20 protein-coding genes and 1 pseudogene are annotated in these 25,449 nt (G+C 41.9%); 13 read left to right on the top strand and 8 right to left on the bottom strand.

Annotated elements, in window-relative coordinates; translation table 11 throughout:
- Positions 1-82: 82 nt before the first annotated feature.
- Positions 83-1,936 carry a S8 family peptidase gene (locus FD724_RS27125; RefSeq protein WP_179074742.1) on the bottom strand — a complete coding sequence of 618 codons (1,854 nt, stop codon included), beginning with the start codon at positions 1,934-1,936 and terminating at the stop codon, positions 83-85.
- Between the two features lie 121 nt (positions 1,937-2,057).
- Here FD724_RS27125 and FD724_RS27120 point away from each other — a divergent pair, with 121 nt between their 5' ends.
- Together FD724_RS27120 and FD724_RS27115 are read left to right on the top strand one after the other, a co-directional pair.
- Positions 2,058-2,492 carry a hypothetical protein gene (locus tag FD724_RS27120; RefSeq protein ID WP_163936651.1) on the top strand — a complete coding sequence of 145 codons (435 nt, stop codon included), beginning with the start codon at positions 2,058-2,060 and terminating at the stop codon, positions 2,490-2,492.
- A gap of 268 nt (positions 2,493-2,760) precedes the next feature.
- A complete protein-coding gene (locus tag FD724_RS27115) occupies positions 2,761-7,125 on the top strand; it encodes a PAS domain S-box protein (protein WP_179074741.1) in 4,365 nt (1,454 codons plus the stop codon).
- 482 nt (positions 7,126-7,607) lie between these two features.
- Here the strand turns inward: FD724_RS27115 and psbA are convergent, their stop codons facing one another.
- On the bottom strand, positions 7,608-8,690 hold the full coding sequence (gene psbA, locus FD724_RS27110) for a photosystem II q(b) protein (RefSeq protein ID WP_179073349.1): 1,083 nt from the start codon (positions 8,688-8,690) through the stop codon (positions 7,608-7,610).
- 318 nt (positions 8,691-9,008) lie between these two features.
- Between psbA and FD724_RS42145 the strand changes: the two are divergent.
- Positions 9,009-10,204 (top strand): annotated as a pseudogene (locus FD724_RS42145) (ISAzo13 family transposase).
- Positions 10,205-10,694: 490 nt separating this feature from the next.
- Entirely contained in the window at positions 10,695-11,066 is a 372-nt protein-coding gene (locus FD724_RS27100; protein ID WP_114082202.1) for a DUF2237 family protein, read from the top strand.
- Positions 11,067-11,139: 73 nt separating this feature from the next.
- Here FD724_RS27100 and FD724_RS27095 read toward each other — a convergent pair whose 3' ends face one another.
- Complete coding sequence (locus FD724_RS27095) at positions 11,140-13,185, bottom strand: response regulator (protein ID WP_179074740.1); 2,046 nt, start codon at positions 13,183-13,185, stop codon at positions 11,140-11,142.
- Positions 13,186-13,189: 4 nt separating this feature from the next.
- Positions 13,190-13,762 (bottom strand): chemotaxis protein CheB, encoded by a 573-nt coding sequence (locus FD724_RS27090; RefSeq protein WP_114082204.1) that lies wholly within the window; start codon positions 13,760-13,762, stop codon positions 13,190-13,192.
- Between the two features lie 786 nt (positions 13,763-14,548).
- Here FD724_RS27090 and FD724_RS27085 point away from each other — a divergent pair.
- The 5 genes from FD724_RS27085 (at position 14,549) to FD724_RS27065 (ending at position 19,082) form a co-directional block, all read left to right on the top strand.
- Positions 14,549-15,049, top strand: coding sequence for a DUF2231 domain-containing protein (locus FD724_RS27085; RefSeq protein ID WP_114082205.1), 501 nt, complete (start codon positions 14,549-14,551; stop codon positions 15,047-15,049).
- Positions 15,046-15,663: a DUF2231 domain-containing protein gene (locus tag FD724_RS27080; protein ID WP_179074739.1), complete on the top strand. Its 618-nt coding sequence runs from the start codon at positions 15,046-15,048 to the stop codon at positions 15,661-15,663. The genes FD724_RS27085 and FD724_RS27080 overlap by 4 nt, the downstream gene beginning before the upstream one ends.
- A 120-nt stretch (positions 15,664-15,783) precedes the next feature.
- Positions 15,784-16,710, top strand: a complete 927-nt coding sequence (locus tag FD724_RS27075) for a cytochrome c oxidase subunit II (RefSeq protein WP_179075639.1) — start codon at positions 15,784-15,786, stop codon at positions 16,708-16,710.
- 13 nt (positions 16,711-16,723) lie between these two features.
- A complete protein-coding gene (ctaD, locus tag FD724_RS27070; RefSeq protein ID WP_179074738.1) occupies positions 16,724-18,385 on the top strand; it encodes a cytochrome c oxidase subunit I in 1,662 nt (553 codons plus the stop codon).
- A 94-nt stretch (positions 18,386-18,479) separates the two neighbouring features.
- Positions 18,480-19,082 (top strand): heme-copper oxidase subunit III, encoded by a 603-nt coding sequence (locus FD724_RS27065; RefSeq protein ID WP_179074737.1) that lies wholly within the window; start codon positions 18,480-18,482, stop codon positions 19,080-19,082.
- A 41-nt stretch (positions 19,083-19,123) separates the two neighbouring features.
- Here the strand turns inward: FD724_RS27065 and FD724_RS27060 are convergent, their stop codons facing one another.
- The 3 genes from FD724_RS27060 to FD724_RS27050 form a co-directional block, all read right to left on the bottom strand.
- On the bottom strand, positions 19,124-19,903 hold the full coding sequence (locus FD724_RS27060; protein ID WP_179074736.1) for a hypothetical protein: 780 nt from the start codon (positions 19,901-19,903) through the stop codon (positions 19,124-19,126).
- Positions 19,904-20,060: 157 nt separating this feature from the next.
- On the bottom strand, positions 20,061-20,897 hold the full coding sequence (locus FD724_RS27055; protein WP_114082211.1) for a protein-glutamate O-methyltransferase CheR: 837 nt from the start codon (positions 20,895-20,897) through the stop codon (positions 20,061-20,063).
- Positions 20,898-21,118: 221 nt separating this feature from the next.
- Positions 21,119-21,655 (bottom strand): hypothetical protein, encoded by a 537-nt coding sequence (locus tag FD724_RS27050; protein ID WP_114082212.1) that lies wholly within the window; start codon positions 21,653-21,655, stop codon positions 21,119-21,121.
- Positions 21,656-22,460: 805 nt separating this feature from the next.
- Between FD724_RS27050 and FD724_RS27045 the strand changes: the two genes are divergently transcribed.
- The 4 genes from FD724_RS27045 (at position 22,461) to FD724_RS27030 (ending at position 24,718) form a co-directional block, all read left to right on the top strand.
- Entirely contained in the window at positions 22,461-23,201 is a 741-nt protein-coding gene (locus FD724_RS27045; RefSeq protein WP_179074735.1) for a DUF2993 domain-containing protein, read from the top strand.
- Positions 23,202-23,228: 27 nt separating this feature from the next.
- Positions 23,229-23,780, top strand: coding sequence for a DUF2231 domain-containing protein (locus FD724_RS27040; protein WP_114082214.1), 552 nt, complete (start codon positions 23,229-23,231; stop codon positions 23,778-23,780).
- A gap of 316 nt (positions 23,781-24,096) precedes the next feature.
- Entirely contained in the window at positions 24,097-24,513 is a 417-nt protein-coding gene (locus FD724_RS27035) for a DUF2809 domain-containing protein (protein ID WP_179074734.1), read from the top strand.
- On the top strand, positions 24,491-24,718 hold the full coding sequence (locus FD724_RS27030; protein ID WP_174712024.1) for a DUF167 domain-containing protein: 228 nt from the start codon (positions 24,491-24,493) through the stop codon (positions 24,716-24,718). Before FD724_RS27035 ends, FD724_RS27030 begins: the two co-directional genes overlap by 23 nt.
- A gap of 101 nt (positions 24,719-24,819) precedes the next feature.
- On the opposite strand, the gene FD724_RS27025 is transcribed toward FD724_RS27030, so the two are convergent.
- Positions 24,820-25,431, bottom strand: coding sequence for a glutathione S-transferase family protein (locus FD724_RS27025; RefSeq protein WP_179074733.1), 612 nt, complete (start codon positions 25,429-25,431; stop codon positions 24,820-24,822).
- Between the last annotated feature and the right edge of the window lie 18 nt (positions 25,432-25,449).

Raw genomic sequence — 25,449 nt, 5'->3', positions numbered from 1 at the left:
CCCGTGCTGAGTGGGGGGAGTAGGGAATTAGGAGTTAGGGTTAGGAGTTATAAACATTGATTCCCCATTCCCCATTCCCGATTTATGCGATTTTTTCTTCGTTTTTCAATGCTAAACGAGCCAGTCCATAGCAGATTAGGGCATTAGCGATGAGGAAGAGGCGTGATATGTTGCCACTTCCCAAACCCCAAACAGCTGGATCTAAAAATGCACTTACTGTCAAGCAGGCTGCTACACCTAATGTTGAACCAATGGCAAACCATTTCCAACTAGGATTTCCCAGCAGCAATGCCATTAACAAAATAGGAATCAGTACACTGGCAAATAGGGGATTCAACGCATCAGTTCCCTGGAGGGTATTACCTAGTTCGGGAATTGAACTGCCCAAAACCCGGAAAGGCCATTGGGGAAGATCAAAAATATAGATTCCCTTGAGGAAGAATAACCCGGAACTGCCAGCGATTAGCCCACTAGATAAAGACCAACTCCAAGTGAAGGGGAAGTAAACCCGTAAAAACCAAGCCAGTAGATAAGAGCCAACTACCATTAAAATTTTGGGTAATAGTGCCACTGCACCACCATCAATCCAAAAGCCAGGGTTAAGATAGCCGTTATCGCGTAACCACCGAAAGAAATCTGGAAAACTGATTTGTCCACCAAAAGCTAGTCTGACTGCTGCTTCTGCATTGAGTTGTCCAGCGCCATAATAGTTCAAACCATCATCTTGGATAACTCGCGCTGACTGCTTGAGGACTTTTAAAACTTCATCTGGTTCTTTGATCCCAGCAGCTTTAATTAATGCTGCCACGCCTGCAACGTGGGGAGAAGCCATGCTTGTACCCTGGAAGCCTAGAAATACGCCTTCGCCATTTTCGTCGATAGTTTCTTGGAGAATCTTACCAGCTTCACTACCACCAGGAGCCGAGATATCTACCCCAGCACCAAAGTTAGAATAAGGCGCTCTTTCGCCATCTGGACCAATTGCCGAAACGCCTATTACATAAGGATATCGGGCTGGATAGCTTGCGCCATTGGTATTTTCATTCCCAGCTGCGGCAATGATGACTACACCTTTTCTATGGGCATACTCGATCGCTTCTTTCATCAACTTGCTTTCACCGCCACCACCCAAGCTCATATTGATCACATCTGCGCCTTTATCAGCAGCAAATTTAATCGCTTCGGCAATATCGGCAACTGTACCGCCGCCATAAGAACTGAGTACCTTAAGTGGCATCAGACTAGCTTCATAAGCAATTCCAGCTACGCCATATTTGTTATTTGTGGCTTGGGCAATAGTTCCGGCAACATGGGTACCGTGGCCGTTATCGTCTTTGGCTTCTTCTCTATCGTTAACAAAATCATAGCCTTTGACGAATTTTGTCTCATATAAGTCGCGCAACTTAGTAATCCCGGTGTCAATTACCGCAACTGTAATGCCACTGCCTTTGGTTTGACTCCATGCGCCTTCAATACCGATTTTGTGCAAGTTCCACTGCTTGCTGTAATATTGATCATTGGGGCCAGTTAATGACGGGCTTGTCTCATCATCATTTTCTTGAGGTCTCAAAAATTCTCCTAACCAAGCTTTTTCACCTGGTTGTGGAATCTTTGTATAGATGTAATTTGGCTCAATGAATTCTGTAGCTTGGGCAAACTGAGATTTTTTCAGTTCTTGGAGTCGCTGGCGATCGCCTTTGACAATATACACATGATCTTTTTCTGAAAACTTGTTGTCTAATTGGGGTGTAACGTTGTATTGTTTGGCGATCGCTTGGAGATTCTGTTGCACCACATCTGATGGAATATCTTCCCGAAAATCAAGCAAAATCGTCTCAAACTCTCCTTTAACTGCCATTCCCTGGAAATTCAGGAAACCAAATATGGCAGCTCCCAGCCCAATGACAAACAAGCACAATAATATAAGCTTTCTCATATTAACTCATCACCGCTTTTTGCCAGTTTGCTCACTACCATAACTTATCTCCATCCTTTGTTGGTGGATTTTGCACTTTTAGTTACAAGTCTCACTTCATTACTCAGGACTTTTTGAAACGATGGAACGTGGTCTTTTGTGGTTGCCGCTATTAGTAATGTTTTTCTGGTTGGCTTGGCAAGGCTCGAAAGAGTATCAAAAAGTTGAAGCCTATCGCGCTTGGGCAGAACAATTTGAACGGGCTAAGTACGATATTTATGCTGTATTAGGTCAAAAAGACAATAATCTCACATGGGGAAAACCCACACCTCAAGGGCCTATTAAACTAGAAACATTCTCTTTGCTTGATATTAAGCAAATCAACTTTCTAGTAGATGATAAATCAGTAGATGTGGATAATATACCGCAGAAAGGTCGTTCTATAGAGCTAGAATTTCTCTTTTCCGAATCTAATAAATCGGTGCGTGTTCCATTTACCGAAATCCCTTTGGCGGCGGAATGGGGAAAGTTTTTGCAAGGGCGATTACAAGACTTGCGAACAGAACCAAAGAAGTAGTTATATTGAAGCTACAAGTTCTCGATTATACTACTGTTTCTGTAAAGAAAATTAGATTGGTAAACGATATAGCCTGTAATTCTGAAATACTCACAAAGGTGATTTTTTGAATTATTAATTCTTACTCTAAATTGTCCAATAAAAAATATGCTTCTGGGTAGATGAAAAGTAAGTCAATGGGTAGCATAAAATACTAAGGCATAGATGATTAAACCGTAAGGAATACGGAATTTTACTACGCTAGATAGATGCGGTTAGAGAACACTAAATGTTAAAGGTTAACCGCTTGCGGCTGCAAGATATATTCAAAATCCCGATAAATTCACTTGTGGCAAAAGCCGCAAGTGTAATACCCATCTTGGTTGGCGGTTTGGTGCTAATTGGCTGGTGGCTTGGAATTGAAGTTTTCAAGCGTGGCTTCCCTGGTAGTCCTGCGACGATGAAAGTCAATACAGCGTTGTGTTTTGTACTGTCTGGTTTATCATTGTGGCTGTTTTTAAAGGCAGGGAATAAGGGGAAAAGAACAATTCAAAACTACCCTGACTCTTCGACCTTTCAACTTCTCGATTTCCCGACTCTGGTAATTTCCAGGGTCTGTGCAATAGCTGTCACCACAATTGCTGCACTTACACTTTGTGAATATCTGTTCGGCTGGAATCTGGGTATTGATGAGATACTGTTCCTGGATTCGCCAACTAGTATGACGACATTGTATCCGGGGCGAATGGGGGTAAACACAGCATTCAACTTTATACTAGTCAGCGTTGCCCTACAGATTCTAATTAATCCCAAAAACCACCGTAGTTATTGGTCTGCTCAGATTATCGCTCTGATCGCTACTTTAATTTCCTTTCAGGCGCTTATGGGCTATGCCTACAAAGTGAAAGTTCTTTACGGACTTGCCCCTTATACAACATCAATGGCTTTACATACAGCGGTGTTGTTCATTTTGCTAAGTATAGGTATTCTTTGGGCGCGGGCAGAACAGGGGTTAATGAGGGTAGTTACAAGTGATACTTATGGTGGCTTACTGGCACGTCGTTTGTTGGTTGCCGCGATCGCAGTACCTTTTATATTAGGGTGGGTAATTGTTGAAGGTCAACGCGCAGGACAATACGATCCGGCTTTTGCAGTATCAGTGTTTGCGATCGTCCTGATTGTGATTTTTACTATTTTGATTTGGCAAAGTGCCAGGGTTATTGAACGCCTTAGCCATCAACGCGACCTCGCCCAAGAAGCACTAAGAACCTACGAAGATAAATTGGGGAGTTTCGTAGATTCTAATGTCATTGGTATTCTATTTGGCGATGTGTATGGCGGTATCCACCAGGCAAACGACGAATATCTCAGGATGATTGGTTATACGCGGGAGGATTTGTCAACGGGTAGGTTAAGTTGGAGCAATATCACACCATCTGAATATCGATACTTGGATCAGCGAGGTGTCGCCGAAGCACAAAAAAACACTAACGCTACTTGTACGCCCTACGAGAAAGAATATATTCGCAAGGATGGTAGCCGCATCCCGGTTTTAGTTGGTTACGTGCTGTTAGGAGAAAAGCGGGAAGAGTCAGTAGCATTTATCCTCGACTTGAGCGAACGTAAGCTTGCAGAAACAGAGCAACAAAAATTAGTATCGCTGGTAGAAAATAGCTCTGACTTTATCGGCATTGCCACCCTTGAGGGTCAATTGCTCTATATAAATGATGCAGGTCAAAAACTGGTAGGACTTGCTAGCTTTGAAGAAGTGAGGCAAAAAGTAGTATTAGATTACTTCATGCCCAAAGACAAAACCTATTTTCAAAAATATATACTGCCGACTGTACTATCAGAAGGTCGCTGGCAGGGAGAATTCTGCTTTCGGCATCTTCAAACAGGTCAACCAATACCAGTTGATTACAATATCTTCACTGTTACAGACAACAACACAGGTCAGCCAATTGCCTTAGCAACTGTGACTCGTAACATTAGCGAACAAAAAAAGGCTAAAGAAAAAATCTTACAACTAAACAAGGATCTACAGCGCCGTATTACTGAGTTACAAACTTTGTTGGAGGTAATTCCCATTGGAATTGGCATTGCCGAAGATCCACTATGCCAAAATATCAAGGTAAACCCTGCTTTGGCCAAGCAGTTGGGGATATCGTCAAATACAAATGCCTCTCTCAATGTTCCTAGTGATCAAAAATCCACAACCTTCAAAATCTACCGAGAGGGAAGGGAACTGTCAGAAGAGGAACTGCCAATGCAATACTCTGCTGCTCATGGTGTCGAAGTTGTGGATTGTGAACTTGAGGTAGTCCATGAAAATGGAAAAATTGTCAACCTGTTGGAGTACGTTGCACCTCTGTTTGATGAAGAGGGTAAAACTAGAGGAAGCGTTGGTGCATTTTTAGATATTACGGAGCGCAAACAGGCAGAAGAAATACTTCTAAATCAGCAAAAATGGCTGGAGGATGTATTAAATCTGATGCCAAGACCCTTGCTGTTTATCGAACCAGGAACGGCGCGGGTAACTTTTGCAAATCGCTCTGCTAATGAATTAGCTGGGGGCGAATTTCCTAAAGGTGTACCAGCAGAAGATTATCACACAGCTTACCACTATACAGATGCGGCAGGCGATCGCATTCCCAATGAACAAATGCCAGGAGTGCGGGTTGCCCTTGGTGAACGTCTCAATGGATTAGAAGTAGATTGGCACACTCCCTCTGGTGTGCGTTCTCTACTGATATTTGCTGATACCTTGCCAGCAATGCACGGTCATCCGGCTACCTGTATCTTGGTGTTCCAAGAGATTAGCAACCTCAAACAGGCAGAAAAAGCACTCTCGTTAGGTTACAAAAGACTAAAGCTACTATTTGACACAGCCAACGATTTACTCTCAAGCCAAGAACCAGTACTACTAATCGATAGCGTCTACCGAAAACTAAGAGAGCAAATTGGAATAGAAGTTTATTTGAACTATTTGGTTGAGGATAACTCTCAAGTAATGCGGTTGGGGTCTTACAGTGGTATTTCCCAAGAACTGGCCAAGGAAATCGAGTCGCTGGGATTTGGGGAAACGGTTTGCGGTACTGTAGCTCAAAAACGTTGTGCAATAGCTCTAGAGAATGTGCAGCAATCAACTGACCCCAAAACAGAATTGCTTCGTTCTTTAGGTATTACTGCTTATTATAGTTATCCGTTGATTGCCCAAGGACGATTGTTGGGTACTCTTTCTTTTGGCAGCCGGACTCGGTTAAGCTTTACCGAGAATCAAAAGGGGATGATGCAAGCAGTATGCGACCAAATAGCGATCGCAATGGAACGTGCTAGTTTAATTGCTTCTTTGCAAAAGCAAACTGAGCAGTTGCAAGAGGCGAACCGGATGAAAGATGAATTTTTGGGAATATTGTCTCACGAATTGCGATCGCCCCTAAATGCAATTTTGGGCTGGGCACAACTTCTGCAACGAAGCAAGCTGAGTGAAAGCCAAATAGCTAAGGCTACGGAGACAATTGAGCGCAATGCTAAAGCGCAAACCCAGTTAATTGAAGACTTACTCGATATATCGCGGATGATTAGAGGCAAGTTACGCCTCAATGTCCGTACTTGTAATTTGGTTCCGATGATTGAGTCAAGCTTAGAGACTGTTAGCCTAGCCGCTCAATCTAAGGAAATCGATTTAAGATTTTCCATCATTCCCTCAAAAGAAACGCGAAATTCAGATTTGGGATTAGAAATTAATCACGAAAATGTTGAATCAAGAGAAGCGGAATTTCAAAGCAATCAACGTTCAAAGGACAGCAAGTTTGGCGAAAATTCCCAATTCCTAGTTTCCGGTGATTTTGAGCGTTTGCAGCAAATTATCTGGAATCTGTTATCTAATGCCATCAAATTTACACCCACAGGTGGACAGGTAGAGTTGCAATTGTCAGTGGTAACTGGCGAAGAAAAAGAACATATAACAGAGAAATATGCTCAAATTCAGGTGATTGATACAGGTATTGGTATTAGCCCTGATTTTCTCCCTTACGTCTTTGATCGCTTTCGTCAAGCTGATAGTTCTAACACTAGATCATACGGTGGATTAGGACTAGGATTAGCGATCGTGCGTCATTTAGTAGAATTACATGGTGGTACTGTTCAGGTAGATAGTCCAGGTAAAGATCAAGGAGCAACATTTACAGTCAAGTTGCCACTTTTGAAAAGTCATCTATTCACAGTCTCGCAGCCTCTCCCCGTTGCCTCTTCTCCTCTTCACTTCGTCTCCCTCCTTGGTGTGCGGGTAGTGGTTGTAGATGACCAAACCGATAGCCGTGAATTTATGACCACAGTTCTCGAACAGTGCCAAGCCGAAGTTAAAGCAGTGGCATCAGTTCAAGAAGCATTGCAGGTAATTACAGAATGGAAACCAGATGTTTTAGTCAGTGACATTGGTATGCCCAATGAGGATGGTTACTCTTTGATCCGCAAACTGCGATCGCGATCGCCAGAACAAGGGGGAAATATTCCCGCAGCAGCATTGACAGCTTATGCTAGGGCAGAGGATCGAATGCGAGCTATACAAGAAGGTTATCAGCTACATTTACCCAAACCTATTGAAGCGGCTGAGTTGGCTACAGTAGTCGCTAGCCTTGTTGGACGGACTTAGACAGAATTGGGCATTGGGAAAAATTCTTGCTAACTCCTGTATACCCTTTTTTGCTAATTAGGACTTATACCATTTCTTTGTGAGGCTGTGCCAAACCCTTTTAACTTCTTTCTTTGTGTCCTTTGCGGTTCGTTTTTCTTTCTTTTACTTATGGTTTAGCGCATTGGGAAAATATCTAACTATTGGAAAAATAAACCAAAACAGAAAGAGCGGCTGTGCAATTCAGCGAAGATTATTTTTACTCATAATACTCAGAAAGCGAAACAAGAAGGATACATATCAATACTGCTCGGGTTTTGCATTTTTAACTCGGAATCGGGTTTGGGGAAAAGGTTAAAGGGTAAGGGTTAAGGGTTTTTTCTTTCCCTTTTCCCTTTCCCCTTTTCCCCTTAACCGAGAAGTATTGGGATACATATAAGAAAGCGCTCTCCCGAAGTAGGAGAGCGCTTTCTTATTTAGCTAATTGAGTTAATGCTTGAGAATTAACCGTTGATAGCAGGAGCGGTAAGAGCAACAGGAGCAGATTCAGCAGATGCCAAATCTAGAGGGAAGTTGTGAGCGTTACGCTCGTGCATTACTTCCATACCCAGGTTAGCGCGGTTGATTACATCCGCCCAAGTTGCAATCACACGACCTTCAGAGTCAATGATTGATTGGTTGAAGTTGAAACCGTTCAAGTTGAACGCCATTGTGCTTACACCCAAGGCGGTGAACCAGATTCCGATTACAGGCCATGCTGCTAGGAAGAAGTGCAGTGAACGGCTGTTGTTGAAGGAAGCGTATTGGAAGATTAGACGACCGAAGTAGCCGTGAGCCGCAACGATGTTGTAGGTTTCTTCTTCTTGACCGAATTTGTAACCGTAGTTTTGTGATTCGGTTTCAGTTGTTTCACGAACTAGTGAAGATGTTACTAGTGAACCGTGCATTGCAGAGAACAAGCTTCCACCAAATACACCAGCTACACCTAGTTGGTGGAAGGGGTGCATCAAGATGTTGTGTTCTGCTTGGAACACGATCATGAAGTTGAATGTTCCTGATATACCTAAAGGCATACCGTCAGAGAATGAACCTTGTCCGATGGGGTATACCAAGAAGACTGCGGTTGCTGCTGCGACTGGAGCAGAATATGCGATCGCAATCCAAGGACGCATACCTAAGCGGTAGGATAGTTCCCATTCACGACCTAAGTAGCAGAATACGCCAATCAGGAAGTGGAAAATTACCAATTGGTAAGGACCACCGTTGTACAACCACTCGTCTAAGGATGCTGCTTCCCAAATTGGGTAGAAGTGCAAGCCGATAGCGTTGGAGGAAGGTACTACTGCACCAGAGATGATGTTGTTTCCGTAGATCAAGGAACCTGCTACTGGTTCGCGGATACCATCGATGTCTACTGGAGGTGCGGCGATGAAGGCTATTACGAAGCAAGCGGTAGCTGCTAGCAAGGTGGGGATCATGACTACGCCGAACCAGCCGATGTAGATGCGGTTGTTGGTGCTGGTGATCCATTCACAGAATCGATCCCATACGTTAGCGCTTGAGCGCTGTTGTAAGGTTGTTGTCATTGTTTTATAAGTGCGGTTAGTGATTTATGAATCAGGCTCGTTTGTCTTTGCCTGTGAATACACTTTACAATGCTTTACAATTTTTCATCAACTATTTCACTTTTGTAAACCTGATGGAACTCATCAGCTTTGCTTATTTAAAAGCAAGCCACTAGATATTATGTAGAAATTCTGATTTTATTGCCTATTGATCTGGGAACAATAGCTTTGTAGATTAGGGGCTTGCAAGAAAATAAAATACCAGTCATTCTAGAAGAATAGGAGGCGCGGATCTGCCCGCGTTTGCTCTGAATTTCTAGAATTGGAATCACAGGGTTCATGCTTACCGACACCATAAAATCTACCTTCAAAGATGCAGCCAAGAAACTAACTGGCAGCTGTAAAAGAGACTTCATGGCAAAAGTTACTGAAGATTACTTCGATAGTTCAGCACGCATTGCAGAAACAGTTTTAGGATGGAATCGCTCCTGTGTACAACTTGGCTTGCATGAACGGCGGACAGGGATAGTCTGTGTGGATAACTATCATGCAAGGGGACGACATAATAGTGTTGAGATTCTGCCCAATTTAGAAGCAGATATTTGTTCTTTGGTAGATGCTCAAGCCCAAGCAGATCCAAAATTTCAATCGACCTTTCTATATGCTCGTATCAGTGCCAGAGCGGTACGAGAAGCATTAATCAGTGAAATAGGTTATGACCACAGTCAATTGCCGTCTCGTCAAACTCTGGGGAAGATTCTTAATAGCTTGGGGTATCGCCTAAAAAAACACAAAAAACAAAGCCCTTGAAAAAGATTCCGCAAACAGATGCCATTTTCGACAATGTGTTTCAGGAAAATCAGGCATCGGATGAGAATCCCAAATCGTTGCGAGTCTCTATCGATACTAAAGCCAAGGTGAAGATTGGCAATCTTTCCAGAGGTGGTAAAGCTCGGACACTGGAAGCAAAAGCTGCGGATGACCACGATACACAGTGGGAGGCAGTCTTAGTTCCTTTTGGCATTCTCAACACACACAGTGAAAAGCTTACGATTTACTTAGGTCAGTCGGCTGAAACCAGTGATTTTATTGTCGATTGTTTAACTGCTTGGTGGTATGAGAATCAACACGATTACCAAGATTATGATGAATGGGTAATTGACCTTGATGGTGGTGCAGCAACTCGCAGTAACCGCACACAGTTTATCAAACGTATGGTTGAACTGTCTCAAGCAATTAATTTAAGAATCCGACTGATTTACTATCCTCCGTACCATAGCAAGTACAATCCCATAGAGAGGTGTTGGGCAGCCCTAGAGAACTATTGGAATGGCGCAATTCTGGATTCGATTGAAATTGCCATCAAGTGGGCTTCCAATATGACTTGGAAAGGGATTGCACCCATTGTTCACCGTGTTGAAGCAACCTATGAAAAAGGAATCAAGGTTCTCTCACAAGAGTTAGAACACTACCAAACCTTCTGGCAACCTTCCGAAACTCTACCTAAATGGGATATCACAATTTTCCCCGTTTAATTGGTATCTTATTTTCTTGCAAATCCCTTACCGCTATTCCAAAAAAAATTAACCCTCGGCTTACCACTGGGGGCTTTTTCTGTTTGGCAAAATGGCATATCTATAAATTAGGCCGTTGCTATGGTATTTGAGTAGGATACATTCCATGCGAAAAAGTACTGACTTGCATTACCCCTGGCTAACTACCAGGGGTTTTTATTAGAACTTTTACTGAGATATTGCACCATTCCCAATAACCGTAAGATTGGGAGCTTAGGGATTCCCAGTAAAAAACATCCCATCCCTGCGTTTGGTTAGGGGCGCAAGACCTTGCGCCCCTATAAATATACAAATAATTTTGGATAATTTATTTTTTGGAAGTCCCTTAATATAAGTTGATTCTAGAATTTCGTGCTTTTCTGAATTAATCAGGGATAGCGATTTTTATTTAACTAGGGAAGTGTCAATATAGGCTTATATCGGAGTGAAAAATTAAGTGCAATAAATAACGATGATAGAAGCTAAAAATGTAATTGGTGGAAACCTAGAAGCCTGCTGCACTTCTCCCATGACTGGATTTTACCGCGATGGTTTTTGTCGCACAGGTGGTCAGGATTTCGGATCGCACGTTGTATGCGCCGAAGTGACTGTAGAATTCTTGGAGTTCACCAAATTGCGGGGGAACGACCTAAGCACACCTGTTCCTGATTTTAATTTTCCTGGATTGAAGCCTGGCGATCGCTGGTGTTTGTGTGCTTCTCGCTGGCAAGAAGCTCTCGAAGCAGGTGTTGCTCCACCTGTCGTTCTCTCTGCAACCCATGCTAGAGCTTTGGAAGTGGTTTCTTTAGACGAACTGAGAAAAAATGCCGTAATTTCCTCTTGATCGGTCATTGGCAAAGAGGAGGCAGGAGTTCTTTAATTTTGAATTGATTTCTCTCCCATTGCCCAGTTCAAAATCAACTTACTGGAACTTGAACAGGTAGTTTTAATACACTGGCAACCATAGCAATCAATTTAGTGGGGTCTATCGGCTTAGATAAATACTGCTGAAACCCTGCTGAAAGCGCTTCTAAACGATCTTCTTCCCGCGTATATGCAGTTAAAGCGATCGCTGGCATACATCCACCTTTTTCTGGTTCTAAAGAGCGCAGTTTTCGAATTAGTGTATAACCATCCTGTTCCGACATACCGATGTCGCTAATCAGGATATCTGCTTTTGCTTGCTCAAGTACTGCTAATGCTTCATCAACTGATGCTACCGCAGTGGCGATCGCTCCATACTCCTCAAACATAAAACTGAGCAAGTTACGGGTATCTGCTTCGTCATCTACAACTAAAACTTTTAATCCAGCAAGCGGTGTCGATGCCACTGAGGAAGAAATTTCTTCCGTGGCTTCTCTATTTTCCCTATTCGCCCTATTGTCTTGTAGCAGTGGTAGTCTCACAGTAAAGGTTGCTCCCTGTCCACTGCCTGGGCTTTGGGCAAATATTGTACCTTTATGTAGTTCCACTAAATGGCGGACGATCGCTAACCCTAGTCCTAGTCCATTGTGCGATCGCGTTGTGGTGCTGTCTGCTTGCCGGAAACGCTCAAATACTTTCGGTAAGAACTCAGAACTGATGCCTATGCCCGTATCAATAACTTGAATTTGGGCATATTTTTGAGTTATTTGTTGTTCTTCACCACAGACTATTGACAGATTCACTTCTACCCTGCCGCCCTTGGGGGTAAACTTAATGGCATTAGTTAGGAGATTCCATATTATTTGTTGTAACCGCGCTGGATCGCCATAAACTGAACCTACTGAAGTATCTAAGACAGTGTTTAATTGAATCTCTTTTGGCTCTGCTAGGGGACGCACTGCTTCTAAAGCTGCCTCCATGACTGAGATGAGATTCACCGCAGAGACATTTAATCGCAATTGTCCACGGATAATCCGAGATACATCTAAAATGTCCTCAATTAGTTGCATCTGCGATATAGCATTGCGTTCAATGGCTTCTAGGGCGCGGGAAGTGGCTTTGTCGTCAAGTTTCTTAGAGCGGAGAATTTTTGACCAACCCAGCATCGAGGTGAGGGGTGTACGAAGTTCATGGGAGAGAACGGCAAGAAACTCATCTTTCATTCGATTTGCGGCTTCTGCTTCTTGCCTTGCGGTCTGTTCTCTAATTACTTGAGCGCGGACTTCTTCTGCTTGCTTGCGTTCAGTAATATCTTCGAGAGTGCCTACATATCCCAGCAGTTCCCCTTGACCAGAAAGCATTGGTGATGAGCGAACCTGAACCCAACGAATGATGCCTTGAGCAGTTTGAAAGCGAAACTCTTCAGAGTAGTCACGACCCTCATAAATATAAGCAGACCAACTAGCAACTGCTCGTTCTCTATCTTCTGGATGAACAGATTCTAGCCAGCTTTTTTCTAAACTCTCTACCGCTTTCAGACCACAAATTATTTGATAGCGAGGATTAGTATATCTACATCCTCCTTCAGTATCAATTTCAAAAATGCCAACGGGTGAACAGGTACTTAGCGATCGCAATCGTTCTTCACTTTGCCTGAGTTCCGCATTCATGGCTACCAGTTGTGCAGCTTGTTGCTTGACAGCTTCTGTTTTCTTAAATAGTTCTACGAATACTGTGACTTTAGAAGTCAAAATATTGGGGTCTAATGGTTTGAGTAAATAATCAACTGCACCCAAGGCATAGCCTTTAAACAGCATTTGGTCGCTGGTGCTAAAGGCAGTAAGAAAGATAATTGGAGTATGACGCGATCGCCCCCGATTGCGAATCAAGGTAGCAGTTTCAAAGCCATCCATCCCTGGCATTTGCACATCTAGCAAAATTACTGCAAAGTCTTGATGTAGCAGACACCTCAAAGCTTCTTCTCCAGAAGTAGCTCTCACCAAATTCTCTCCCAGTTTTTCCAGGATTGCTTCTAGTGCTAGCAAATTTTCTAGTTTGTCATCCACTAGGAGGATGTTTACTTTGGGTTCCATCTGCATGGGTTTATTTCCGTGATGAGTGACAGAGCTTGACCATTTGGGAAGCTATGTTTGAGAGTGTCAAAATCCAGTCTACTGTAACAGCAGAAATTGCTGCTTCTGGCATAATATCGCTCTCAGCTGTAGTAGGTTCCTGTACGATGGTTATTCCTCCCCGCGCTTTTATTTTCTTAAGACCTTGCATACCATCTTGATTTGCTCCTGTCAATATTACACCAATAACTTGCTCAGTGTAGACATCGGCTGCTGACTCAAACAACACATCAATAGATGGTCTGGCATAAGAAACTGGCTCATCAGTCGAAAGAGCAAAGTGACCTGGTTCAACCAGTAAGTGATAATCTGCTGGAGCTAGATAGATATGTCCTGGCAAGATTTCGTCTTTGTCTTCCACTTCTCGAATCGGCAGTGAAGTAGATTCTTGCAATAATTCCTGGAGTGTGGTGTTAGATTCCTTGTGACGGTGTTGCACGATCGCGATCGGCACTATGAAGTCTGCTGGTAACTTCCCTAGAATAATTTTTAATGCTGACAATCCGCCTAAAGAAGTGCCAATCACCACAATTTTAAACGACACTTGTTTCGTCCTCACACTTGTAGAATGCAGGTTTCAATTTTAGTGTGACTTTATGGCTCATAAAATCCTTTCAGCTTTCTCCCGTAACACCACAGATACTAACTTACCTTGATTCGTATTTATACCAACTAATCAAAATTATATATTTTTGTCATCAACATTACAATTAAAGATTTTCTCATTGTGAAATACTTAACAGAAAAATATTAACATTTAGGGTTTTTAAAATATTTGTCAATGCCAGAACCGCTACATTATAAAAATACTTTTTTGCTAAACAACGAACTTTTAAAATTTTAATTATTATTGTTTTGACAATTCATAAAAATTTACTTAAGCTAAAGGATAGGTTAAGCAAATCAACAAACAGCAGCAATTTAGTTTAGCTCCATCAAGAGTTGCTGTTGCAGACTATTGGCATGAGGAAATTAATCACAATCAAAATTATTCTCTGTCGGCAAGCTCACTAGATTTAGCTGCAAAAAGCTAAGACATGATTAAGCATATTGCACCGCGCACATATTGAACATATTCCGGTCAATTATCGATGGATACTTGTGGTGATATTAGTAAGTATCTATCAATCATGGAAGTTTGACTAGCGATTTTAGATTTTGGATTTTAGATTTTGGATTAGGGTCTTCTGGTGTATACCCAATCAGGAGCGGAATAAATCTAAAAGACGCTCCATTATTCGTTAACACTGCGCTGTCGAAATCCAAAATTGGCAATCCAAAATCCAAAATTGTTTGACCACAGTGCGGTAGATATGTTCAGGAGAAGACAATGCTTGAGTATTTTACATCATTGAACGACCACAATTTGCCTTATCCAGATACGATTCATCCCATCGTTGTCCACTTCGTAATTGCGATGGTGTTGTTTTCCTTTTTCTGCGATGTAGTTGGCTATTTTACTGGTAAATCCAGTCTTTTTGAGGTGAGTTGGTGGAACATGTTAGTTGCCACGATCGCCATCTTCGTAGCGATCATTTTTGGTCAGTTTGAAGCAGGGTTAGCACAGCCTTACAGCCTAGCTAAATCGGTACTAAATTTGCATACACTGATTGGTTGGTCGCTTTCGGGAATCATCACAGCGATTACAGCTTGGCGCTATGTAATTCGTTCCCGCAATCCGCAAAAAATACCAATTTATTATTTGGGAGCCGGACTAGTTTTAACCCTAATAGTTGGCTTGCAAGTATATCTCGGAGATGAACTTGTTTGGGTGTATGGATTGCATACAGTGCCAGTTGTGGAAGCAGTAAAGGATGGTCTGTTGCGATGAACTCAGAATTAATTGATCAATTGAGCGGCTCTCTAGGCGCAAACGGATTACCTTACACAATTCCCATTCATCCCAACTTAGTCCATCTGACAATAGGTTTGTTCATCATTGGGATGACCTTTGATATTGTCGGTGTTCTGTTCCCCTTTGAAAAATGGGTCTTCAAATTTTTAGCAATTACTGTGGAACGTCAGAACTTATTTGATGTTGGTTGGTACAACATGCTAGCTGCCAGCATCATCACATTTTTCACAGTAGCAGCAGGCTTTTATGAAATGCTGTTGGCAACACCACCAGCTGATATGAAAAGCGCCTGGGGATTGCAGGCAATGGAAACTATGCTTTGGCATGGAGTGGGTGGTGTGTTCTTATTAGCGCTGATTGTTGTCTTGACCATCTGGAGAGGATGGCAGCGCTTCGTTTGGGCCAAACAAGAATATAAACAGACAGATAGAGAAGTGCAATGGATCTATCTGTTGGCAGGCATAGCAATCATGTTCATTCTGTACCTCCACGGGACACTAGGGGCGCAAATGGCTGCCGAGTTTGGCGTACACAATACAGCAGATAATTTGCTGCGATCGCACCAAGACCTCAACACAATACTCAAATAGTCATTTGTCAATTGTCCTTTGTCATTTGTTTAAAGTTACTAATGACCAATTATCAATGACCAATGACTAATACTTCGACTTCGCTCAGTACAAGTGACCAATGACCAATGACTAATGACCATGAAAATCCAGAAGATTTTAAATATTTTGACGCTGCTTACAGGCGCGATCGCAGTGACTATTACGAGTCTCTGGATCGGTCAGCAGGCTTACTCCTGGCTTCCCCCCCAAGCAGCAGCCGAATCCCTACTAATTGATGATTTGATTAGCTTCTTAGTAACCCTCGGTTCCTTCATCTTTTTGGGAGTCACAAGTACTTTAATGTATTCTGTGATCTTCCATCGGGCAATCAAAGATGACTTCACCGACGGCCCTCCAATTGAAGGTAATATCACCTTAGAAGTTGTCTGGACAGCAATTCCAATTCTGTTAGTGTTGTGGATTGCGGGTTACAGCTATCAAGTCTACGAACAAATGGGGATTCAAGGCCCATCGGAAATTGTTCACCTGCATAATCCATTGGGAATGGAATCGGCTTATGCAGAAGCAAAAGATGCCCCAGCTAACGCTTTAGCGGAACCTGTAGAAAAAATCGACGTACTAGCTAAACAGTGGGCGTGGGTTTTTCATTACCCCGAAAGAGATATTACCAGTACCGAATTGCATTTACCTAGCGATCGCCGGATACGTTTAGCGCTGAAATCACAAGACGTTCTCCACGGCTTTTATATACCTGCATTTCGCCTCAAGCAGGATATTATTCCCAACCACGCGATCGATTTTGAATTTACTCCCATCCGTCCCGGCAAATACCGATTGACCGATTCCCAATATAGCGGCACATACTTTGCAACGATGCAAGCGAATGTAGTTGTCGAATCTCCTGAAGATTATCAGCAATGGCTAGCACAAGCTGCAACCCAAAAGCCATCTGTAGCAACTAATCAAGCAGCTTCTGAGTATGCCCAAACATCTAATCAATCAGTCCAAACTGGTTGGGTTACAGTTCCACCTGCTGCACCTCCTCTAGTCAATTCACCTGGTTGAAAGGAAAGTAACCATGACTAATGTTCCTATTGAAGGTATTCTTCTCCCTGATGAGAAGCATAACCACGAATCTCCAACTAATTGGAAAGAATACTTCAGTTTTAGTACCGACCACAAGGTAATTGGTATTCAGTATCTCGTTACTTCATTTTTCTTCTTTCTCGTCGGCGGTATCTTTGCGATGGTGATGCGGGGAGAACTGATGACACCCGAATCAGATTTAGTCGATCGCACCATCTACAACGGTATGTTCACCATGCACGGCACTGTGATGCTGTTTTTGTGGACATTTCCCTCACTCGTTGGTTTTGCCAACTATTTAGTACCCCTGATGATTGGGGCGCGAGATATGGCATTTCCCCGCCTCAACGCCGTCGCCTTTTGGATGGTGCCAGTAGTCGGAATTATCATGATGGCTAGCTTCTTTGTCCCTGGAGGTTCTGCCCAATCCGGTTGGTGGTCTTATCCGCCAGTCAGTCTCCAGAATCCCACAGGTAACTTGATTAATGGTCAAGTTCTCTGGCTCTTAGCGGTGGCAATATCTGGCGTATCCTCAATTATGGGGGCAGTTAACTTTGTCACCACAATCGTGAAGATGCGGGCCCCAGGAATGGGTTTCTTCAAAATGCCCTTGTTTGTCTGGGCAGTATTTAGCGCCCAGATTATCCAACTATTCGGATTACCTGCATTGACAGCTGGTGCAGTGATGCTGCTACTCGACCTCACAGCTGGTACTGCCTTTTTCGACCCCGCTAAGGGTGGAAATCCAGTGATGTTCCAGCATTATTTCTGGTTCTACTCTCACCCCGCCGTTTACGTGATTATTTTGCCCATCTTCGGGATTTTCTCAGAAATCTTCCCAGTTTATTCACGTAAACCCTTATTTGGTTACAAAGTAGTTGCTGTTTCATCAATGCTGATTGCAGTAGTTAGCGGTATCGTTTGGGTACACCACATGTATGTCAGTGGTACACCCGGCTGGATGCGGTTGCTTTTCATGATGACAACAATGTTTGTATCTGTCCCCACAGGAATTAAAGTATTTGCTTGGGTAGCAACTATTTGGGGCGGTAAAATGCGGCTAAATACCGCCATGCTGTTTGCCTTGGGTGCATTAGTCATGTTTGTCTTCGCTGGCATCACAGGCATCATGCTTTCCTCAGTGCCAGTCAATGTCCACGTTAACAATACTTACTTTGTGGTGGGACATTTCCACTATGTCCTCTACGGCACTGTGACAATGGGCTTGTATGCAGCCATCTATCACTGGTTCCCCAAAATGACTGGGCGGATGTACTCCGAAAGCTGGGGTAAAATCCACTTCTGGTTAGCATTCATCGGCACAAACCTCAACTTTTTGCCCATGCACCCATTAGGATTGCAAGGGATGTTACGCCGAGTTGCTTCCTACGCCCCAGAGTATCAATTCTGGAATATCATCGCTAGCTTGGGCGGATTTCTCTTAGGAATGTCCACCTTGCCCTTCATATTCAACATGGTGATTTCTTGGATGCAAGGCGAGAAAGCACCCGCTAATCCTTGGAGAGCAATCGGACTAGAGTGGTTAGTTTCTTCACCCCCCCCAGTAGAAAACTTTGAAGAAATCCCCATCATTATCTCCGAACCCTACGGCTACGGCAAATCAGAACCCTTAACATCCAACCTCCCAGAATAAACACAAACTATCGGGAAGACGCAAAAACTCTCCGCGTCCCTCTGCGCTTCCCTCCGCGTACCTTTGCGTTTCAAACTCCCCCTCAAAAACCAAAATGGACAGTTATATCGATTCCCAAGAATTGCACCACACAGCCGCAGAACATACCCACGACGAAGAAGGCAACAAAATGTTTGGCTTCATCGTCTTCCTCCTCTCAGAAAGCGTCATTTTCTTGAGTTTTTTCGCCGGATATGCCATCTACAAAACAACAACCCCTAACTGGCTACCAGCTGGTGTTTCTGGCTTAGAAGTAAAAGAACCGACAATCAACACAATAATTCTTGTCGCTAGTAGCTTTGTAATTTACTTAGCAGAACGCGCCCTGCAACGCCATGACTTAGTAAAATTTCGCCTGTATCTCTTGACAACAATGGCGATGGGTACTTACTTTTTGGTTGGGCAAGCGATTGAATGGAACGGCCTCAATTTTGGCTTCACCACAGGGGTATTTGGCGGAACGTTTTACCTGCTAACAGGTTTCCACGGTTTGCACGTTTTCACCGGCATTCTGTTACAGTCAATAATTTTGGTACGTTCTTTCATCCCTGGCAACTACGACACAGGCCACTTCGGTGTGAATGCAACTTCACTGTTTTGGCACTTTGTCGATGTTATCTGGATTATTTTGTTTATTCTCATCTACGTTTGGCAGTAAATAAGAATGAGGGAGAAATTTCTCCCTCTACTTATTTTTCTTTACACTAAATAACTCGTATTTGGCACGATCGCAAAAAAGGCATACTCATACCAAGCAGTCCAAATAAAACTGCGAATCCATCGCTGGCGCTTTTCGGGACTCAATTCATATTCAAAGGCCCCACGAGATACATCAATGGAAGATAGGTGAGAGTTGCAACCACAGCCGTGTTGATAAGTAAAACCGTATTTAGAAGCAATACTTTGCACCTTCATCTGAATCGCAAACACCTTACCTGCATGGAGTATGGCATCCCAAGCACGTTTGTGTTCGATATCGCGAGGGTCAAATCTTAAGGCGCGTTCTTCAAAAACATGATCGCGGTAAATTGGTGCTAGATGCACATGATAGAAGCTGGCAGGTAGTTCATAACCAAATTCATTGAATAAATCTATCCCAATGTGAGCCACTTTTACTTCATCAGCATAAGCTGCCCCCTTTGACTCCACATCACGGAGAATTTCTGCAAAGTTTGGATAGCTGTCTTTGAGAAAGTCTTGCCCAAAAAACTCTAGGGTTTCCCATGCTAGTTGTGCAAAAAGCTGGGAGAATGAGGGTATCAAGTGAGCTAGTTGGGGGCGATCGCTAAATAAGTCAACGTCACCATACTGTAATTTATACAGGAACAACTGTGCCATCTCAACATAGCTTTGGGGATGGGAAAGTCCGACACTCGTGTTTCCTCTAGCAATGTCTTGCCATGTAAAAGGTAATTGAGAAACGTGTACCGCATTTTCTCCAGCAATGACTGCAACAGGAGGACATTCGAGAAGCTGCATCGACAATCTCCTTTAAGACTTTAATGTGTAATTTACCTTAAGCGATCGCTAAGTGTATCTTCTGAACACAATTAAAAATGTTTTACAGACTGTCTTTTGACAGAATTGCAACTTTATTCTAAGATCAAAATTTTTAGTAGCTCAAACAGCTTGAATTTTAAGCACCAGCTATTTTCTTATATAGTTTCTCACCTTTGACTATCTCTTCATAGTGCTGTTCATAAGAGGTGAACCTAATGGATTCTTGTTTTCCTAAACCCAAAATTCCAAAGGTGCAGAGGCTATTATAAAATAGTTGATGTACCCGCTTTTGAAGTGCCTGATTGAAATAGATGAGGACGTTACGACAAAGAATAACATTAAATTCATTAAAAGAACTGTCAGTTGCTAAATTATGCTGGGCAAACACAACATTTTCTCTGAGAGATGAGCGAAAAATAGCATTGTCATAAGCTGCGGTATAATATTCTGAAAACGACTTCTTGCCGCCTGCTTTCAGGTAAAGATGAGTATATTCCTGCATCAGTTTTAGGGAAAAAATACCACTCCTAGCATTTTGTAATACCTTTTCATTAGTATCAGTTGCATATATCCGGCAACGGTGATAAAGTCCTTCTTCTTGTAGTAGAATTGCCATTGAGTAGACTTCTTCACCCGTAGAACATCCAGCGTGCCAGATGCGAATAAACGGATAGGTTTGCAAGAAGGGGACAACTTGATTTCTGAAGGTGTTATAAAAGCTCGGATCGCGAAACATTGATGTTACATTCACCGTCAGAGCAAGCAAAAATCGTTCTAAATAAGCACGGTTGTGGAGTAAACGCTCTTGCAAAGCAGAAATATTAGCTAGCCCCTCTAATTGCATGAAGCTTTGAATGCGGCGCTTGAGTGAGGAAAGAGCATAATCGCGGAAGTCATAGCCGTAATATTGATATACCCCTTCCAAGAGAAGATGTATTTCGATATCCTCCAAGGTAGGTTTGGGCAAAGTCATAGTACGAATTAGCATATATGCTGAACCAGCTATTTTAATATGCTGGCAATACAAAGAGTTAAGGTGCTTGGAGTTAATCAGACAACTGTTTTCCAAAACGCCTTATGGATCAAAAATTATTCACATTCTAGGCTACTAGAGTTTTTAGAACTCAAGTGCATCTTACGCCTAAAATAGCTTACTGGATCTATTAAATTTGATAACGGTGCTAATTATGGGTTTCAGTTTAACTTAATTGCTGTCATTGCTAAAACAGCGATCGCTATTATTGAAATCCCAGCTAGCCATCTAACCTGAGAACGCAGATTTTTAATCTCTTGGCTGAGATTTTCTGCCGGTGGTAAGGGATATGGTTGAAGTTCTGCAACTTCAACAGCTACTTGTTGAGGTATGTTTTGGGTACTTCTAAAAGTTACCTGGGTGTGTAGCCAATTAGTAATCAGTTGCGGACAGTTTTTCTTAAACCAATTGAAAGCCAAAGTTCTAAAAACTGGTTTGGACATTCGGGCAATTAATTTCATTACCCTGTTTAAAGGCTTCATGCGAAGCTTTTGGTTGATCAGATTGACTGAACCAACATCATAGAGACAATCCATAATTAGTTTTACAGTGGCTTCTTCACTGTTAATTAAGTTTTGCAGCAAAAGGAGAACGTCATGCATCCGCTCTGCTTCAATAACCTTTTCTGCCAATGTTTCTGGAGTGTTTACTGAAGGACTTACGGTTGTATTTTGGGCGTTTTGTCTTACTATCGTCATATTGGTAACATAGCAGCCATAATAAAGTCAGTACACCTATCTACCGAGAGAAAGATTTTTTATCTAGAGAGAGAATGTAAAAGCTAAAAGTTGTTTGCGAGATATATCATTACATCGTCTCTGGAAAAAAGCTATTTGTCTAGTTCCTATGAATCTTTTATAGACTTCTTTTTATAACAAACCGCAGAGACACAGAGAACGCAGAGCAGGAGAAGGTAAAAGGGGAGAATCTCAGCCTAAAAATGAAAATATCTATCAAGCTTGCGATGACTTGTCAGATTGCTTCGCTTGATGCTGATTTTTTCGATAAATGACGCTTTCCAGAAGAGTTTATATCAGTAATAAGATAAATTTATTAACTTAGTACTTAATTTTATAATTGAAATTATTTCTCAAAATGACAAATCGGCAAAATTCAAAGCCAAGACGAAAGAATATATTAATAATAGTGTTTAATTAGTAGGATGGTTGTTTGATCGTAAAAATTAGCAAGCTTTAGCTTGTTGTGAGAATGGTTTAATTACTCAATATCCAAATAAATCAATATTAATTGGTGAAAGTTTTGTGCTTCTTTTCGTCTATTTTTAACAGAAGATTACAAATACGAGGAAACCTTATACCCATTAAACATGAATATTTTCTAAATTAAAAATCGTTTAAAATTACTATAAATTATATCCTTCTACTTCTAGATAGATAATATTTAAATATATATTACCTCGCCAGATAGATAAAAATATGATCTTAATTTATTAAATTAATTCAAGGATATGTTATTTAGCTATTTATAGGAGTTAATTTAATAATGCCAGAAAGTTCTGGATTAGGAGAGCAGGCGCTAAATAAAGCCGCAGAGATAGGCTTGTCTAGCCAATTAGATGAAGCCGAAAACTTAGATGTAAACATTAAAACAGACCCGTTGAAACTCGTTCAGGGACAGGTAGATTCAGTCAGCGTTGAAGGCGAAGGTTTAGTAATGCAAAAAGACCTCCGTATGGAGGAATTAAAAATGCAAATGACTGACGTTGCCATCAATCCTCTGAGTGTGGCTTTCGGAAAAATCGAACTTACCCAACCTACTGAAGCTAATGCCCAGGTTGTGTTAACCGAAGCTGATATCAATCGCGCCTTTAACTCAGAATATGTGCGATCGCAGCTGCAAAGTCAAAAAATCCATGTTAACGGGCAATTGACGGCTATTGAACCACAAAATGTAGAGTTTCGATTACCTGGCTATGGAAAAATAGCACTAAATGCCAGTATAAAATTAGTAGAGACAGGTGAAAACCAGCAAGTTGCTTTTTCTGCGATCCCTCAGATAAGCCCTAATGGGAAAACAGTTTCTCTAGAAAATGTTGAGTATGGGGAAAGTGAAGAAATATCGCCAGATTTGACAAAAGCTTTGATAGATGAAACTAGCGAGATTTTGAATCTGAGTAATTTTGATTTAGAGGGAATGAATCTACAAGTTAGGCAACTAAGAGCAGAAGTAGGCAAGCTAACTCTAAAAGCTGAAGCTTATATTGAACAAATCCCTTCTGCTTAAAAACTAATTAATTGAGGATACCAAATAATGGAAAGTACAGAAACAACGCAAACAAGTTCAACACCTTTTCCTAATATTCCACCAGTTATTGAAAGTAATGACAGTGAATATCGGGATACTGGCGTACCTAGCACAGTTGCGATCGCAGGACATCCCCTACATCCCCTGAGTGTGATCTTTCCCATCGCCTTTTTAGCCGCCGCCTTGGGAAGTGACATCGGCTACTGGTTAACTAGTGATTTCTTTTGGGCTAGGGCTTCGCTATGGTTAATCGGACTCGGATTAGCTGGAGGTTTACTCGCTGCTGCGATCGGTCTAAGCGACTTTTTAAAAATTGAACGAGTTCGCAAGCGCACCGCCGGTTGGGTGCATTTGATCCTTAACGTTTCTATCCTAGTTTTATCACTCGTCAACTTCCTCCTACGTTGGGGCGACGCTGAATCCCGAATAGTTCCCTGGGGACTATTAATTTCGCTCGTTGTTGGTACGCTGACCAGCGCTTCCGGCTGGTTCGGTGCCGAACTCTCCTATCGCCACAAAATCGGTGTAGTGGGCGCTGGTAGCAGAAGATATCCCTAACAAGACTTATGCAAACAATAGCCGAAAAGAAAGATGTTCTTCTTAGGAGAATTCATGTAGGCGCAAAGCGGTGAGCCATTCCGGTGTATGGGTTCTCCGGCATAAAGGAAGTAGCGTTAGCGTAGCGGTAGCATACCCTTGTGGGGAAGCAAGCTACGCGCAGCGTCTTGTAAAGAGGTACGAGCGTCACCCGCAGGGTATTTCCCCTACAGCGTGTAGTTTTATGTAAGTACTATTAATAAAATACAAAATTAGGAATTCTTAAGAAAGAGCAGTGTAGAGGCTAAAATTTTCCTTAGTCTTTAGCCTTCATAAAATGCTCGAATCTCGTAAACAAACAATATTTATTATTATTTCTATGCTCATCGTTGTACCGATGGGCCTTTTTTCTAAGTTTTACAGTGGGCCTGGTCATCAGTGGTTTAATGACTACGGTGGAGATATACTTTACGAAATATTTTGGTGTCTATTTGCATTTTGGTTTTTCAGAAGTCGAACGGCGATAACCCAAATTCCTATATGGGTTTTTGTCATAACCTGTATACTAGAATTCTTACAACTTTGGCATCCGCCACTATTAAATGAAATTCGTGCCACCTTGATAGGTAAATTATTACTTGGTACTACTTTTGTATGGTGGGATTTTCCTCATTACGCATTGGGTTGTATTGCAGGTTGGTTATGGCTGCGACAATTATATAAAATGGGTTATGCAAAAAAAAGTCAAAGTTAAACCTAATTCAAAACAGCAAAAAATTGAAGAACAACCTGATGGTAGTCTGACTGTATATTTAAAATCGCCTCCAGTTGATGGTAAGGCTAATGAAGAGTTAATTAAACTCCTAGCAAAGAAATTTGATGTAGCCAAATCTGATATCAGAATCAAGTCGGGTTTATCCTCTCGGCAAAAGCTGATAGAAATTGATACAGATACTTAGTTGATACTGAGTAATGTCTTCTTGAAAAACTTTACCTCTTTGCCAAGATAACCCCTACCAGAGGCAATAAATGAGAGATACAAATTTGTAACATCAACTTTTTATACTTCTGTAATGCTGATATATCTTGGTTGAGCTTTGACTCTTTCTATCCAAGCTTGAATAGAAGAAAATGGTGTTAAATCAAACCCACCTTCGTCAGCTACATGAGTATAAGCAAACAATGCAATATCAGCAATTGTGTAACGCTCTCCCACAAAAAAAGTGTTAGAGGTTAAATGTTTTTCCATCAAGCTAAGTGCTGCATAACCTGGTTCGCGTTTTTCCTTAATAGCTTCACTATATTCTTCAGTTTTACCTAAAATAGAAATCCAAAATCTTGATGTAGCAATGAAAGGTTCATGGCTATACTGTTCAAAAAATAACCATTGCAGCACTTGCGCTCTTAAAAAGCGGTCATAAGGCAAAAATTCTGTCCCTTCACTCAGATATACCAATATGGCATTTGATTCTGCTAAGTATTGCCCTGGCTCAATTTCTAGAATAGGTATCTTTCCGTTAGGATTTTTACTTAAAAATTCTGGTGTTCGAGTCTCACCTTTCAAAATATTAAGCTCTACCCTTTCAAAAGGCATACCTAGTTGTGTGAATAAAAGACGTATCTTATAGCCATTACCGGAAGGTAAAAAATCGTACAAACGCAGTAGTTCCATGCTAAAATACAGCTATCA

Origin of the sequence: Nostoc sp. C057, assembly GCF_013393925.1 — a bacterium.
Taxonomy (GTDB): Bacteria; Cyanobacteriota; Cyanobacteriia; order Cyanobacteriales; family Nostocaceae; genus Nostoc; species Nostoc muscorum_A.
Note: the sequence above shows the minus strand (reverse complement) of the source record. Positions and strands in the feature narration are given on the sequence as shown.